Source organism: Streptococcus sp. 1F3, from assembly GCF_054968985.1.
On the sequence record NZ_JBUEQR010000123.1, the window covers coordinates 1 to 14,965 of the forward strand.

14 protein-coding genes are annotated in these 14,965 nt (G+C 42.3%); 10 read left to right on the forward strand and 4 right to left on the reverse strand.

Annotation, left to right across the window (positions count from 1 at the left end; translation table 11 throughout):
- Nucleotides 1-249 precede the first annotated feature (249 nt).
- From ACVPON_RS10045 to ACVPON_RS10060, 4 genes are read right to left on the reverse strand one after another with little or no spacing between them, the layout of a single operon-like run.
- Nucleotides 250-1,410: a peptidoglycan bridge formation glycyltransferase FemA/FemB family protein gene (locus ACVPON_RS10045; protein ID WP_462878502.1), complete on the reverse strand. Its 1,161-nt coding sequence runs from the start codon at nt 1,408-1,410 to the stop codon at nt 250-252.
- Nucleotides 1,411-1,421: 11 nt separating this feature from the next.
- Nucleotides 1,422-2,636 (reverse strand): aminoacyltransferase, encoded by a 1,215-nt coding sequence (locus ACVPON_RS10050; protein ID WP_462878504.1) that lies wholly within the window; start codon nt 2,634-2,636, stop codon nt 1,422-1,424.
- Nucleotides 2,636-3,445, reverse strand: a complete 810-nt coding sequence (gene yidA, locus ACVPON_RS10055; RefSeq protein WP_462878505.1) for a sugar-phosphatase — start codon at nt 3,443-3,445, stop codon at nt 2,636-2,638. The genes ACVPON_RS10050 and yidA overlap by 1 nt, the downstream gene beginning before the upstream one ends.
- Nucleotides 3,435-4,748 carry an HD domain-containing protein gene (locus ACVPON_RS10060; RefSeq protein ID WP_462878506.1) on the reverse strand — a complete coding sequence of 438 codons (1,314 nt, stop codon included), beginning with the start codon at nt 4,746-4,748 and terminating at the stop codon, nt 3,435-3,437. Before ACVPON_RS10060 ends, yidA begins: the two co-directional genes overlap by 11 nt.
- A 104-nt stretch (nt 4,749-4,852) precedes the next feature.
- On the opposite strand from ACVPON_RS10060, the gene ACVPON_RS10065 reads away from it, so the two are divergent.
- The 10 genes from ACVPON_RS10065 to ftsX all read left to right on the forward strand — a co-directional run bounded on the left by ACVPON_RS10065 (nt 4,853) and on the right by ftsX (nt 14,833).
- A complete protein-coding gene (locus ACVPON_RS10065; RefSeq protein WP_462878507.1) occupies nt 4,853-5,746 on the forward strand; it encodes a TSUP family transporter in 894 nt (297 codons plus the stop codon).
- Entirely contained in the window at nt 5,743-6,129 is a 387-nt protein-coding gene (locus ACVPON_RS10070; RefSeq protein WP_462878508.1) for a YwiB family protein, read from the forward strand. The genes ACVPON_RS10065 and ACVPON_RS10070 overlap by 4 nt, the downstream gene beginning before the upstream one ends.
- 189 nt (nt 6,130-6,318) lie before the next feature.
- Nucleotides 6,319-9,012, forward strand: coding sequence for a cation-translocating P-type ATPase (locus ACVPON_RS10075; RefSeq protein ID WP_462878509.1), 2,694 nt, complete (start codon nt 6,319-6,321; stop codon nt 9,010-9,012).
- A 164-nt stretch (nt 9,013-9,176) separates the two neighbouring features.
- The gene (locus ACVPON_RS10080) at nt 9,177-9,746 is read left to right on the forward strand and encodes a TM2 domain-containing protein (protein WP_462878510.1); all 570 of its coding nucleotides are present in this window, start codon (nt 9,177-9,179) and stop codon (nt 9,744-9,746) included.
- A 142-nt stretch (nt 9,747-9,888) separates the two neighbouring features.
- Nucleotides 9,889-10,248 (forward strand): TM2 domain-containing protein, encoded by a 360-nt coding sequence (locus ACVPON_RS10085; RefSeq protein WP_462878511.1) that lies wholly within the window; start codon nt 9,889-9,891, stop codon nt 10,246-10,248.
- A 155-nt stretch (nt 10,249-10,403) separates the two neighbouring features.
- Nucleotides 10,404-10,886, forward strand: coding sequence for a VanZ family protein (locus tag ACVPON_RS10090; RefSeq protein WP_462878512.1), 483 nt, complete (start codon nt 10,404-10,406; stop codon nt 10,884-10,886).
- 38 nt (nt 10,887-10,924) lie between these two features.
- Nucleotides 10,925-12,052 carry a tRNA epoxyqueuosine(34) reductase QueG gene (gene queG / locus ACVPON_RS10095; protein ID WP_462878513.1) on the forward strand — a complete coding sequence of 376 codons (1,128 nt, stop codon included), beginning with the start codon at nt 10,925-10,927 and terminating at the stop codon, nt 12,050-12,052.
- A 34-nt stretch (nt 12,053-12,086) separates the two neighbouring features.
- A protein-coding gene (gene prfB, locus ACVPON_RS10100; RefSeq protein ID WP_462878514.1) for a peptide chain release factor 2 occupies nt 12,087-13,182 on the forward strand; the annotation gives its coding sequence in 2 pieces (ribosomal slippage) (nt 12,087-12,158 and nt 12,160-13,182; 1,095 coding nt in all).
- 36 nt (nt 13,183-13,218) lie between these two features.
- The gene (gene ftsE / locus ACVPON_RS10105; protein ID WP_462878515.1) at nt 13,219-13,911 is read left to right on the forward strand and encodes a cell division ATP-binding protein FtsE; all 693 of its coding nucleotides are present in this window, start codon (nt 13,219-13,221) and stop codon (nt 13,909-13,911) included.
- Nucleotides 13,904-14,833 carry a permease-like cell division protein FtsX gene (gene ftsX / locus ACVPON_RS10110; RefSeq protein WP_462878516.1) on the forward strand — a complete coding sequence of 310 codons (930 nt, stop codon included), beginning with the start codon at nt 13,904-13,906 and terminating at the stop codon, nt 14,831-14,833. Before ftsE ends, ftsX begins: the two co-directional genes overlap by 8 nt.
- Nucleotides 14,834-14,965 lie beyond the last annotated feature (132 nt).

Below are 14,965 nucleotides of genomic sequence, written 5' to 3' on the forward strand. Positions count from 1 at the left end.
AAGTCATGGAGTTACTACCAAAATATAACTCGGTGACAGAATGTCTGAATAATGTTTTTTAAAGCGAAATGACTATAAAAGTTAAACTAAATGAGTATACTTCATCTTTTTCTAGCATTTTTATTGAGTATAAGCCTAAAAAAGAGAAGCTCAATTTGCTCCTCTCTAGGTATTCGTTTTGCATCCATCCACTACAGTTGACAAAGAGTTGTGATTTTATAGAAATCGATTTCTCTTATTCTTGTCTTCTTATCTTCCCATGAGCTTTTTTAGCAAGCCCAAGAATTTGGCTTTGAATGGGTTGGGGGAATAGTGGAAGGTTCCCATCAGACGGATTACAGAGCCATTAAAGTTTTGTTTGAAACGCAAGACTCCATCTGAACCATCAAAGAGGCCGCTAATACCAAGGAAGTTATACGTAGGAACGTGGGCTTCAATGGCTTGGAGCATGGCAGTGTACTGTAAAAGGAAAGGCGCTGCTAACTTTTGAAACTCGGCAGCTGACCCACCGAATAAGTAGATGACTTCTGTTGAAAGGTAAATCATGAGCCCTCCTGCTAGTGGAACGGTTTTTTCTCCGTAGCGTTCTGCAAAAGGTTCCAGCAAAGCGATTGCTCTTTCGATACTGGTCTTTTCTTGCTTATTGCTAGCACGCGGAAGATCTGCTTGGAGCTTTTGGATTGCCTTGCTAAATTGGATCTCAGCAATCAGAAATGCTGTCTTGGTTTGAAAACTATCAAAAAACTGTTGATAATATGATAGATCCTTACTTGAAAACCCTTGTCTTTGTCCCGTTTCTTGTACGAGCTGGGTAAAGGTAGCTAATTCATGGCGCTCAAGTGCTCGAATGCTGATACCGAGCTGTCTGGCTTTTTTGATGTTGCGCTGACTATTTTTATTAAAGGAGGTCAATACATTCTGACTATCAAGGTTTGAAAGGTCCTTGATATAGTGCCAACTAGGCTCTCCGTCTGGATAGCCTGTCTGGAGACCATCAAATTGATAGCCCAAGTCTGTCAAGGTCGCAATCAAATCCGTCCTTTCTGGACTGGTTGCTCCTCCATAGCTGTCAAACTGCTGGTAAATATCATAGGGCTTAATGACCAGTTCTAAAGCACCTTTTTCCTTAGCGTAGACTTGTAGAGCTTGATAGAAAGGCTTGATATAGGTCGAATCCGAAAGGACAGGACCTGCATTGACCTCCAGATGGAGCCCACCTGTCATCTTTAGCATATAGACAAGGGCTGAGATAGCTAGTTCTCCCGTAGCAGTGCGATAGCCTACATAGTCGATGCTTGCGCCACGTTTGGCTAGCAGGTCTGCCATTTCAGGAGTTTGCATAAAGGAGAGCCGAGCTGCCTGGCTTGTATGAGCGCTAAATTCTTCTTTTGTCAGGATTGTAAACGACATGTATCTCCTTTCTAGGAATGTTTATTCCGCATTTTTTTACGAAGGTTATAAGCAAGTTGAAAAAGGGGTGAGAGGGGAGAAGTAGCTAGATCAAATTCACCGATATATTCTTCAATCATTGGATTAAAATTGGACTTGAATTTTGTTAAGCCATCATCGAGGCTACCTTCCACCCCTCCCATATTTGCCCAGACAATTCCAGCCTTAAAGGCATCATGAAAGACAGCAGGATATAGAGAATACTGGGGATAAAATTTTCGGAAATCATCGTTCATTCCTGCGTAAAGCATCTCCATGACATTGCCAAAGCGGATAGATAAAATTCCTGCAATCACAACTTCTTGAGGGTATACGGTCGCAAATTCTTCAAATTCCTTGATGTATTTCTCAACAGATGCCTTTTGCTGGTTGAGCTTGGTCAAGCGTTTTTTCTGGTGAGCTTGAGTTGCAGCTAGTTCTGTTTCAATGTTAGCCAACTGTTCCTTATATTCTGCTAGTCGTTTTGTGATATTGACCTTGGCTAAATGAAGATACAAATCATCTTGGTAGATGTCTGCCATTTTTTTGAAGTAGTCATAATTTCGGAGAGAAACTCCCTTGCGTGACTCAGTTAGGGCAACGACTGTAGCAAATTCTTTCAAATCGGCACTGGTACCACGGTAACTGATGACACCACGCGTTTGAGCATCTTTCATCAAGCGTTTAGTGTGTTTGGGAAAGGTATCTACAATCTGCTCAGTCGTATAGACATTGGCTTGAAAGCGAGGCTGAATACTATCTTGAATTTGAAGTGTGCGCCCACCCCAAGTAGCCCCTGCGGAGGTCAGAGAGTTGATTGCAGTCAAGGTTTCTGCTTTTTCGTCAACTGTTTCACCAATGTGATATTGCCTTAAATGGAGATTGGGATCAAATTTGATAAAGACGGCTCGGTGTTTTTTAGCAATCTGTTTGAGGGACTCTAAAACGAAATGAACCAATGCTTGATCGGCATAATCCATGATGGGTCCACGTGGGATATAGATCATGGTCCAGCCCAATGGAAGCGGTTGGATGAGGATAGAAGCAACGGCAACAAGCGTCTGGTCTTGATAAAAACCAAGGCGCTCATTTCCCCAGTTGTCCTTTACCTTGGCCCAAGAGCTACTCTGCAAGAGGTTATTTTGCGGGTGCTGTTTGACAAAATGGTCATGTTCTTCTGCGGAAATACCTGTTTTGTATGTGTACATTATTTTAATACCCACTCTCTAATAGCGTATGCAACCCCATCTTCGTCATTTGACTTGGTAATGTAGGTTGCTATTTTTTTGATGTCAGGACTAGCATTTTCCATTACAACAGCCGTCCCCACAACTTCTAGCATGGAGCGGTCATTTTCTTGATCCCCTATGGCCATGGTTTGATCCATGGTCAATCCTAGTAAGGTACTGAGCTGTCTAATCGCTTCGCCTTTATTGACAGTTTTAGGTGTTACTTCCAGATAGAAAGGAGCTGATTTAGCAACATTGAAGCCTTGCATAAGAGTATCTGGAATATGGGGAATAGCAGTATCTAGCTTTTCAGGCTCGTCAACGAGCATGATCTTGATAATGTCCTTATCAGCCATTTCTTCTGGTGTCCGATAAAAGACTGGTGAGTGAACGAGCTGGGCTTCATATACAGTATATTTTCCGATGTTGCGGTTAGCTGTGTAGAGACCGTCCTTTAAACTTGCATGCATCGGAAGTCCTAGTTTGCGAGATAGATATTCCCATTCGAGGTAGTCTGTATAGCTCAAGCCCTCTTTGAGGATCTCTTTTTCTGTTGCTGTTTCTTGAACCAGTCCACCGTTAAAGGTGATGACATAGTCTCCTTGGTCTAAGAGATTTAGTTCTGTTAAAATATGCTTGACACCAGAGATCGGCCGTCCAGTTGCGATGACAATTTTAACTCCTGCTTGTTTGGCTTCTTGAATAGCTTGGTAAACTTCGGGAGTGATTTCATGCTTACTGTTTAAGAGAGTGCCATCAATGTCAATGGCTATCAGTTTAATGTTCATCAGATTCTCCATAAATAAATTGATCGTTGTGGATATGGCTCAAAAAAGTGGCATTTTGTGGGGCAAAGATTCCCGTTTCATTTAGCATTTCTTTCGGAAAATAGAAGCGACTATCACCGTGAACCGTTCCTGCTAGAGAATGGACAATAGGAGAGAGTTGGGACAGCTCAATCAGGCTTCCGTCCTTGCGAACCATTTCAATCTGGGTCCGTTTTTTCTTGGCATTCGGTCGATAAATGTCATAGGGTAGATCAAAATTATGATGGATAGCCGTATAGTAGCTAGGCTCAAAGCCGACCTGGTTGACGATAGCTTCTAAGATTGACAGATGTGCCTCTGTTTGAGTATCAAAGGTAATCGATTTAAAGACCTTCCGGTTTATATAGCGTTGGGCCAAGTCAGATAAAATCTTGTCTGGACCATCGATCCAGGATTGGAAGTAGGTATTCATCACGCCGTCATCAAGTGCCAGATAGTCTTTTAAAGTAAATCGTTGTTCAAAGAAGGGAATTAGGCGGGGAGAGGAGCGTTTAAAGAAATCTTGCTGGTCTTGATAAAGAACCTTTGCTCGTTTGAGAAGGTTTTGCAATAAGACCTCCATAGAACGGCTCGCAGGGTGAAAGTAGACCTGCATGTACATTTGATACCGACTAAGGACATAGTCTTCCACCGCATGCATGCCAGATTCTGTAAAAGCAATCCCGTTTTCCGTTGGACGAATCACTCGTAAAATTCGAGCGAGATCAAACTGTCCATAATTGGTTCCTGTAAAGTAAGAGTCACGGAGAAGATAATCCATGCGATCGACATCAATCTGACTGGAAATCAGTTGGACCACCTGCTTGTTCGGATAGGTGTGGCGGATAACACTCGCTACCTTTTCAGGAAAATCAGGGGCAATTTGTCCTAGTACATGATTGATTTCTGTACCCTTGTTCGTAATAATCTGGCAGGTCATCTCCTCATGGTCAGTATCAAATAAACGCTCAAAGGTATGTGAATAGGCTCCATGTCCGACATCGTGTAGCAGGGCAGTAACCATGGCTAAGAGGGAGTCGTGGCAGTCCCAGATACCTGCGTATTTGCTTTCAAAGGTGGAGACAATTTGCCGAGCGATTTCATAAGCGCCGAGGCAATGCGAAAAGCGGCTATGCTCACCACCATGAAAGGTATAGGATGTTGTCCCTAACTGCTTGATGCGACGTAGCCGTTGAAATTCTTTCGTATTGATTAGCTTGTAGATCCACTCATTATCGACAAGAACATAATTATGAACAGGATCACGAAATACTTTTTCATTCATTCTTTCATTATATCAAAAAAACAAGGATTGTGCTTTCGTAAACTATGTGATGATTTTAGGTCAAATAGTTTACGAAAATGGGGTTTCATATTATAATAGAACCTATGACAAATCAGATCATATTACACCTTATTCAAGTCCTATTGTTAGGGCTGATTTTGTGGATAGCATGGACTATCTTTTCTTATGCTAAAAAATATAAGATTAACTTGAGAGAACGTTTTTGGACGGGTTTTGCTATCGGCTTCATCACCGATTTGCTGGATACCTTGGGAATTGGGACCTTTGCGACCACGACGACCCTGTTTAAGGCGACCAAGTTAGTGGGGGATGATCGAAAGATTCCTGCGACCATGACAACGGCTCACATCATTCCTGTTTTGGTAGAAGCCCTGCTGTTTATAACCATTGTTCGAGTTGATGTACTAACCTTGGTAGCGATGGCGACAGCAGCTTTTTCTGGTGCTTTTGTCGGAGCGAGGGTCACCCAGCATTGGAATACGAAAAAAGTTCAGCGGATTTTAGGAATGTTGCTCGTTATTGCGGCCTTGTTTATGGTTTATCGCATGGTGACCAATCCTGGAGCGGACTTGACCAATGATGTACGAGGCTTATCAGGTTGGAAATTGTTGCTTGGAATTGTTTTTGATTTTATTGTTGGTATGTTGATGAGTATGGGGTTGGGAAATTATGCGCCAGAGTTGATTTTCTTTTCACTCATGGGGATCAGCCCAGCTATTGCCCTACCTGTCATGATGGTTAATGCCGCCATGATTATGACGGCAGGAGCCAAGCAATTTATCAAGTCGGGTCGGGTCCATTGGCCTGGAGTGCTTGGGATCATTATTGGTGGGGTCTTTGGGGTCTTAATAGCTGCTAAGTTTTTGACCAGTTTAGATGTGAATAATCTCAAAATACTGGTGGTCTTTATTGCTTCTTATACGGGCTTGTCCCTGTTACGCTCATCGCTTGTGTCACAGATGAAGGAGAAAAAATGAAGCTAATCATCCAAAATGAAATTGAACTTGACGGTGAAATGGAAGTCGTGGAGGTCATCCACGATGTCAAGGTCGTCGAAAAGGCTGGTTTTCTCTACCTGAGCTACCAAAATGAGGAAGGGGAAGGTGTGGTTTTGAAAATCAGTGACAAGGACTGTACCATGACCCGTTTTTCGAATCCTAAGTCGGTCATGAGGTTTGTTAATGAGGAAAAAACGCTGACACAGATTGCGACCCCTGTCGGGATTCAAACCCTCCATGTGGTGACAGAGAGATACCAAAAAGAGAACAAGCAAGTAAGGATTGACTACGCCCTCCAAATTCCGCAGACAGGGCAAGATTTAGCCCGCTATCATTTGAGGATAAAATGGGGGAGCTTCTAGAAAAAATCCTTGCAAAAGGGATGGATATTTGCTATAATGTTCATATATCAAGGGAGTAGCTGACGGAAGTATCCGTTACAAGGTCGTCAATCCGAAAGAAATTTCCGGCCTTGTATGAAATAGCGAGACTTGTTTGAATAAAACAAGTCTCTTTTTGTGTTTTCAAAAAGGGACAAGAAGGAGAAAAACATGTCAACAGAACAAAAGCGCCATGCTTTTTACACCCAAGATGCAGATCTTGTTTTGCGTGAGTTAGACGCAAACGAGCAAGGGTTGTCTAGTAGTGAAGCAAAGAAACGTCTTGAAACGTATGGTCGCAATGAACTAGAGGAGGGGGAAAAACGGTCTCTCTTCATCAAATTTTTAGACCAATTTAAGGATATGATGATTATCATCTTGCTGATTGCTGCCATTCTCTCTGTCGTAACATCTGGTGGTGAGGATATTGCAGATGCTCTTATCATTTTGGCTGTGGTTATCATCAATGCTATCTTTGGTGTCTATCAAGAAGGCAAGGCAGAAGAAGCCATTGAAGCGCTTAAGTCCATGTCTAGTCCAGCTGCACGTGTCTTGCGTGACGGTCATATGACAGAGATTGATTCTAAAGATTTGGTACCAGGAGATATCGTCAGTCTTGAGGCGGGAGATGTTGTGCCAGCAGACATGCGATTGCTTGAAGCTAATTCCTTAAAAATTGAAGAAGCAGCGTTGACTGGGGAATCCGTTCCTGTTGAAAAGGATGTCCGCGTGACCTTGGTAGAAGATGCAGGAATCGGAGACCGTGTCAATATGGCCTTCCAAAATTCCAATGTGACCTATGGTCGTGGACTTGGTGTAGTGGTGAATACCGGTATGTTTACAGAGGTCGGGCATATCGCAGGTATGCTTCAGGAAGCCGATGAGACCGATACACCACTCAAGCAAAATTTAAATAACCTATCTAAAGTATTGACCTACGTGATTTTGGTCATTGCAGCAATTACCTTTGCTGTTGCAGTCTTTGTTCGAGGCGAGCATCCGTTGAAGGGGTTATTGACCTCGGTTGCTCTTGCAGTAGCAGCGATTCCAGAGGGCTTACCTGCGATTGTAACGATTGTCTTGTCACTCGGTACGCAAGTGCTTGCCAAGCGGAATTCGATTGTCCGTAAATTGCCAGCAGTAGAGACGCTCGGCTCTACTGAGATTATCGCATCTGATAAGACAGGTACTTTGACCATGAATAAGATGACCGTGGAAAAAGTATATTACAATGGGCGCTTGGTTGAAGCCGAAGAAGCCATTGAAGCAGGGCTAGATTTGCCCCTTCTTGGTGCAGTCGTTCTTGCTAACGATACGAAGATTGATGCAGATGGCAAGCTAATTGGTGATCCGACAGAGACAGCCTTTGTCCAATATGCCCTTGATAAAGACTATGATGTCAAAGCCTTTTTAGCCCAATATCCTCGTGTGGCAGAGTTGCCATTTGATTCAGATCGCAAGCTCATGTCAACGGTTCACCCATTGCCAGATGGCAAATTCTTTGTGGCAGTCAAAGGTGCACCAGACCAGCTCTTGAGTCGCTCCATTATGGTAGATGTAGCTGGTTCGGTTAGTCCAATTACAGATGAAGCAGTAGCCGCTATTCAAACCCATAATTCTGAACTAGCTCACCAAGCCCTTCGTGTCCTTGCAGGTGCTTATAAGATTATCGACAGCATTCCAGAAGAAATCACAACAGAAACGCTTGAGAGCGACTTGATTTTCGCTGGTTTGATTGGGATGATTGACCCTGAACGTGCAGAAGCTGCAGAAGCTGTCCGCGTAGCAAAAGAAGCAGGAATCCGTCCGATTATGATTACAGGTGACCACCAGGATACGGCAGAAGCGATTGCGAAACGCCTTGGAATTATTGACGCTAGTGACACCGAAGGTCACGTCTTGACAGGAGCTGAATTGAACAGTTTATCGGACGAAGAATTTGAAAAAGTTGTCGGTCAGTACTCAGTCTATGCACGCGTATCACCTGAACATAAGGTGAGGATTGTTAAAGCATGGCAAAACCAAGGGAAGGTTGTCGCCATGACAGGAGATGGTGTCAATGATGCACCAGCTCTCAAGACAGCGGACATCGGTATCGGTATGGGAATTACAGGTACGGAGGTTTCAAAAGGTGCCTCTGACATGGTTCTTGCTGATGATAACTTTGCAACCATTATCGTAGCTGTTGAGGAAGGACGGAAGGTCTTCTCCAATATCCAAAAAACCATTCAATACCTTCTTTCAGCCAATACTGCTGAGGTCTTGACCATTTTCCTTGCAACCCTTTTGGGTTGGGATGTTCTCCAGCCAGTGCATCTCTTGTGGATTAACTTAGTAACGGATACCTTCCCAGCCATTGCGCTCGGTGTTGAACCAGCCGAGCCTGGCGTTATGAGCCACAAGCCTCGTGGACGTAAGTCTAGTTTCTTCTCAGGTGGTGTGATGAGTTCGATTATTTATCAAGGCTTCCTACAAGCTGCCTTGGTACTTGGAGTGTATGGTTATGCGATTGTCAATCCAGTTCATATGGCTGATGAGGCGGTTCATGCAGATGCGCTTACGATGGCCTTTGCAACGCTTGGTTTAATCCAGCTCTTCCATGCTTATAATGTTAAGTCTGTTTATCAGTCTATTTTGACGGTTGGTCCATTTAAGTCTAAGACCTTTAACTGGTCTATCCTTGTATCCTTTATTCTCTTAGCGGCAACGATTGTGATTGAGCCGTTAGAAGCCATTTTCCATGTAACTCGTTTGGACCTTAGCCAATGGGCGGTTGTCCTAATCGGAAGTTTCTCAATGATTATTCTGGTAGAAATCATCAAGTTCGTTCAACGGAAATTAGGGATGGATAAAAATGCGATTTAATTGCGCTTTACCCTTAGCTGCCGAAAGGCAGCTATTTTCAAACGAAAATACTATAAATAGGGTATTCTCTGTAGACAATAGGTATGCAAAAGTGATAGAATGGTAAGGAACAAATGTAAAAAAAAGACACACTTTATTTTTCGATATGTTAGGAGATGAAAACGATGAATTATGCGCAAACTTTTTTAATGGCTAATATGAATGCCTTTCCCTCTGAAACCTTGCCTGTTATCAAAGGGGAACTCGATCAGTTGGATGAAGAATCGTTCACATTGCTATTGATGACAGATCTCAAAAATCCAATTACAGCTCTGCTATTTGCTATCTTTCTTGGAGAATTTGGAATAGATCGTTTTTATACGGGTAATAAAGAATTAGGAATTGCCAAGCTTGTTTTAACGATTATTGGCTGTGTAACCGTATTTTTTGTAATTGGTTTTTTTCTTTTGCTCGGTGTCTACATCTGGAAATTAGTTGATTGTTTCTTGATTATGAGAGCTTGCAAGCAGGCAAATTTTGAACGCTTCATGTGGCGAATCAATCAAGTAAAAACGATTCAGCAAACACGTGCTAAATCAACTTCTACTGCGACCGAGTCAGCTCCTGAAAGTGTGGCAGTAGAGGGGGTGTCAACTACATCAGAACCAGTACCTGAGAGTGAAGCAGTAGAGGAGATGTCAACTGCATCAGAATCAGTGTCTGAAAGTGTAGAAGTAGGAGAGTTAGACGAGTAAGGGGGGGTAGAATGGAAGAGGACAAAAGCCAGTAGATGAGAAATAGTTTATTTCCAGAGCTTATGGGCTGATGATAAGAGGCTTTACAAATAGGCAAAATTATATTATGATAAAGAACAGCTTATTTTAGAGAGGAGATTCTATGTCAACATTTTCAGATTCTTATATTGCAGCCAATGCCAGCAATTTCCCGGCAGAGGCGATTCCTGTCCTACGCCAGCGTCTAGAGGCCTTAGATGAGTCTCAGACCTCGTATGTCCTTGCGACAGAGTTAAAAAGTCCAACAACTGCCTTGATTTTTTCAATCTTACTCGGTGGTTTTGGTGCAGATCGTTTTTATATCGGTCAACTTGGACTTGGTTTTGCTAAGTTGTGCTTGTCATGGTTGACATTTGGGATTTGGCCATTCGTCGATTGGTTCTTGATTATGGCAGCAACTAAGCGTGCTAATCTTGAGAAAATCAACACGGCTCTGGTCGCAGCTTCTTACAGTCATTTATAATAATCAATAGGGGGGACAAGTGTTTCTCCTTTTTTTGTAAATAATCTGTAACATGGGAGTAGATTTTTGTCATCAATGCGTAAGGTTTTTGAGGTGATTTTTTGATATAATGATAAAATGTTTGTAAAGGAGGAAGAAAGGTGCAGTCTCGTAAAATGACGTTTTTTTTATTTGGAATTTATCTCTTATTTCTGACATGGATTATTCTGTTTAAATTAGATGTATTTTCCACCATCCAGATAGCTTACTATAACTCATTGGGGCGTAGCATCAACCTGATCCCCTTTGCTGGGACAGCTGTCTATGACGGGGTATTGGATTATCAAGAAATTGGCTTAAATATTCTTTGTTTCATTCCCTTTGGGATTTATATGGAGATGTTGGATAAAAATGCGACCTGGGTTAAAAATTTGTTCCTCATTTTGGCAGTTAGTTTTACCTATGAAGCGGTACAATACATCTTTCAGATTGGTGTTGCAGATATTACTGATATCCTTGCAAATGGCTTTGGTGGCGCAATTGGGATCAATATCATGTATGTTCTAACCAGTATCTGGCATGAAAAAGCCTATGAAGGGGTCAATAAAATCGCTCTTTTCTCGACAATCATCGTAGCAATCCTACTTTTGCTCATGTAGATATTGCAAACTTTCCTATTTTTGTTACAATAAAAGAAATGAATCTAAAAGAACAAATTATCGCACTATCGAAGGAAATCGGGATTTCAAAGATTGGGTTTACGACAGCAGATGATTTTACTTATTTGGAGAAATCCCTGCGATTGGCAGTTGAAGAAGGACGGACTTCTGGCTTTGAACACAAACAGATTGAGGAACGCATCAAGCCGAAGTTAAGCCTTGCTTCTGCTAAGACCCTTATCTCTATTGCAGTTGCCTATCCGCGTAGGCTCCCGCAAAGACCACAGAAAACCCAGTATAAACGGGGCAAGATTACGCCCAACTCATGGGGACTTGATTATCATTACATCTTACAGGATAAGCTAGAACGTCTAGCACGTGGCATTGAAGAATTGACGGCTGATTTTGAGTATAAGGGAATGGTGGATACAGGAGCCTTGGTTGATACAGCAGTCGCAAGGCGGGCAGGAATTGGTTTTATCGGAAAAAATGGTCTCGTAATCTCAAAAGAATTTGGTTCCTACATGTTTCTAGGTGAATTGATTACCAATTTAGAGCTAGAGCCTGACCAGCCAGTGGACTATGACTGCGGTGAGTGCAATCGCTGTGTTATTACCTGTCCGACCTCTTGTTTGCTTGGGGACGGGACGATGAATGCAAGGCGCTGTTTATCCTTTCAGACCCAGGATAAGGGAATGATGGATCTTGAGTTTCGGAAAAAAATAAAGACGGTTATCTATGGCTGTGACATCTGCCAGATTTGCTGTCCTTATAATAAGGGAATTGATAGTCCGCCAGTTGTGGACATTGATCCAGATTTAGCAGAGCCAGAGTTAATTCCATTTTTGGATCTCTCAAATGGTCAATTCAAGGAAAAATTTGGCATGATTGCAGGTAGTTGGCGTGGAAAAAATATTCTTCAAAGGAATGCCATCATCGCCCTTGCAAATGCCAATGATCGCTCGAGCATTCCCAAATTACTGGAAATTATCGATAAGAAGCAAAATCCCATTCATATGGCAACGGCTATCTGGGCACTTCGTCAGCTGGTGAAGCAGCCCAATGAGGAGCTGGTTGTGTTTATAGAAGACATAAAGAGTGACCATCCAGATGTAGTAGCAGAGCGAGAGGCATTTCTATCATTCGCCAAAAAGCTACAAATGTGATATAATGAAAAGAATACAGAAAAACGAGGTGCCTATGGATATAGCAGAAATTCGTCAAAAAATAGAAGAGCTAGAAACCAAATTAAATTCATTTAGGGGGTCTCTTTGACCTAGAGGGTTTGGAAGAAGACATCGCGATCCTAGAAAATAAGATGACGGAGCCAGACTTTTGGAATGATAATCTAGCAGCTCAAAAGACATCGCAGGAGCTGAATGAGTTAAAAGCAACGTATCAGAATTTTCATCAGATGCTGGACTTACTAGATGAAGCAGGTATTCTGATGGAATTTCTAGCAGAAGATGACTCCGTCAAAGATGAGTTAGAAGAAACGCTACGAGAGTTGGATACTTTGATGACCAGCTACGAGTTAACCCTTCTTTTATCAGAGCCTTACGATAGCAATAATGCTATCTTGGAGATTCATCCGGGTTCGGGTGGAACAGAGGCTCAGGACTGGGGGGAAATGCTTTTACGTATGTATACACGTTTTGGCAATGCCAAAGGATTTAAGGTAGAAACCCTGGATTATCAAGCTGGGGATGAAGCAGGGATTAAGTCTGTTACTTTGAGTTTTACAGGTCCAAATGCTTACGGTTTATTCAAGTCTGAAATGGGTGTGCATCGCTTGGTGCGTATTTCACCATTTGATTCGGCTAAACGCCGCCACACCTCTTTTACATCAGTTGAGGTCATGCCAGAATTGGATGATACGATTGAAATTGAGATTCGAGATGACGAGATTAAAATGGATACTTTCCGTAGTGGAGGTGCTGGTGGACAGAACGTCAATAAGGTGTCAACAGGGGTTCGATTGACCCACATTCCGACAGGAATTGTCACTCAATCAACTGTTGATCGTACCCAGTATGGGAATCGGGACCGGGCTCTGAAGCTGTTGCAAGCAAAGCTCTATCAATTGGAGCAAGAGAAAAAGGCAGCTGAGGTTGATTCGCTTAAAGGAGATAAGAAAGAGATTACTTGGGGCAGTCAGATTCGTTCTTATGTCTTTACTCCTTATACCATGGTTAAAGACCATCGGACAGGCTATGAAGTCGCTCAGGTGGACAAGGTAATGGATGGGGATATCGAAGGATTTATTGATGCCTATCTCAAGTGGCGTATTAGCTAAAATAAAAAGAAAGGACTGTCTTAGACAGAATACCTTATGGGAATTATTGAAATGAAAGATGTTTCCAAGAAATATGGAAACGGAACAACAGCGCTACGAGGCGTGTCTGTAAATGTAGAACCAGGAGAATTTGCCTATATTGTAGGACCTTCTGGGGCGGGAAAATCAACCTTTATCAAGCTCTTGTATCGCGAGGAAAAATTGGATAAAGGATCGCTCAAGGTTGGAGCCTTTAATCTTGGGAAAATTAGGAAGAGAGATGTTCCAATGTTGCGCCGTAGTGTTGGGGTTGTCTTTCAAGATTATAAATTGCTTCCAAAGAAGACTGTTTTTGAAAACATTGCCTATGCCATGGAAGTAATTGGTGAAAAACCACGTGCTATCAAAAAGAGGGTTATGGAAGTCTTGGACTTGGTTGGTCTAAAGCATAAGATTCGCTCTTTTCCCAATGAACTATCAGGTGGTGAGCAACAGCGGATTGCTATTGCCCGTGCCATTGTCAATAATCCAAAAGTCTTGATTGCTGACGAGCCAACAGGAAATCTGGATCCTGAAAATTCATGGGAAATTATGAATCTATTGGAGCGGATTAACCTCCAAGGGACCACGATTTTAATGGCAACCCACAACAGCCAAATCGTAAATACACTTCGCCATCGCGTTATCGCAATCGAAGACGGTCGAGTGGTGCGTGATGAAGTAGAAGGAGAGTACGGATACGATGATTAGACGATTTTTTAGACATTTTATTGAGTCTTTAAAGAGCCTCAAACGAAATGGCTGGATGACGATTGCAGCCATCTCATCAGTGACGATTGTCTTGACTTTGGTTGGAATTTTCGCTTCTGTTATTTTAAATGCGACCAAGCTGACAGCTGATTTGACCAATAATGTCCGAATCAATGTCTACTTGCGTGCAAACTCAACAGATAATGCCCAAACCATTGTCAATGATCAAGGACAAACAGTTGAAAATCCTGACTACCAGTCCATCTATAACCAAATCCTTGCTTTAGAAAATGTCAAAAGTGTTGGTTATTCAAGCAAAGAAGAGCAATTAGAACATTTGACTGCTACTTTAGGTGAGACATGGAACCTCTTCAAAGGCGATGCAAATCCATTGTATGATGCTTACATCATTGAAACGACAGAACCCCAATATGTTAAGTCTGTTGGAGAAGAGATTGCCAAGATTGACGGCGTGACAGAAGTTCGTGATGGTGAGGTTGAAACGGAACGAATTTTCAAATTGAATAATATCGTCAAAACATGGGGATTTGCAGCAACAGGGCTCTTGCTTTTTACGGCAATCTTCTTGATTTCCAATACCATTCGGATTACCATTATTTCACGTAGCCGTGAAATTCAAATCATGCGCTTGGTAGGAGCTAAAAATAGCTATATTCGTGGACCATTCTTGCTAGAGGGAGCTTGGGTAGGCTTACTCGGTGCCATCTTACCGTCTGCTTTAGTCTACTTTGCTTATCAGATGCTCTATACATCTGTTAATGCGTCCCTAGCTTCACAAAACCTTTCTCTAATTAGTATGAATGTCTTTATCCCAGCGATGCTTGCCAGTCTATTTGTAGTGGGCATTGTCATCGGTGCTTTGGGATCTGTTATCTCGATGAGACGATTCTTAAAGATTTAAACAAATTCAAAAAAACAAGGCTCTTTGTCAACTGTAGTGGGTAGATGAAAAGCTAACACCTAGAGAGGACGAACTTGGTTCTCTCTTTCTTTACGTTTAAAGCAATCAAAATGCGTTTTTTAAAGTTTTCAA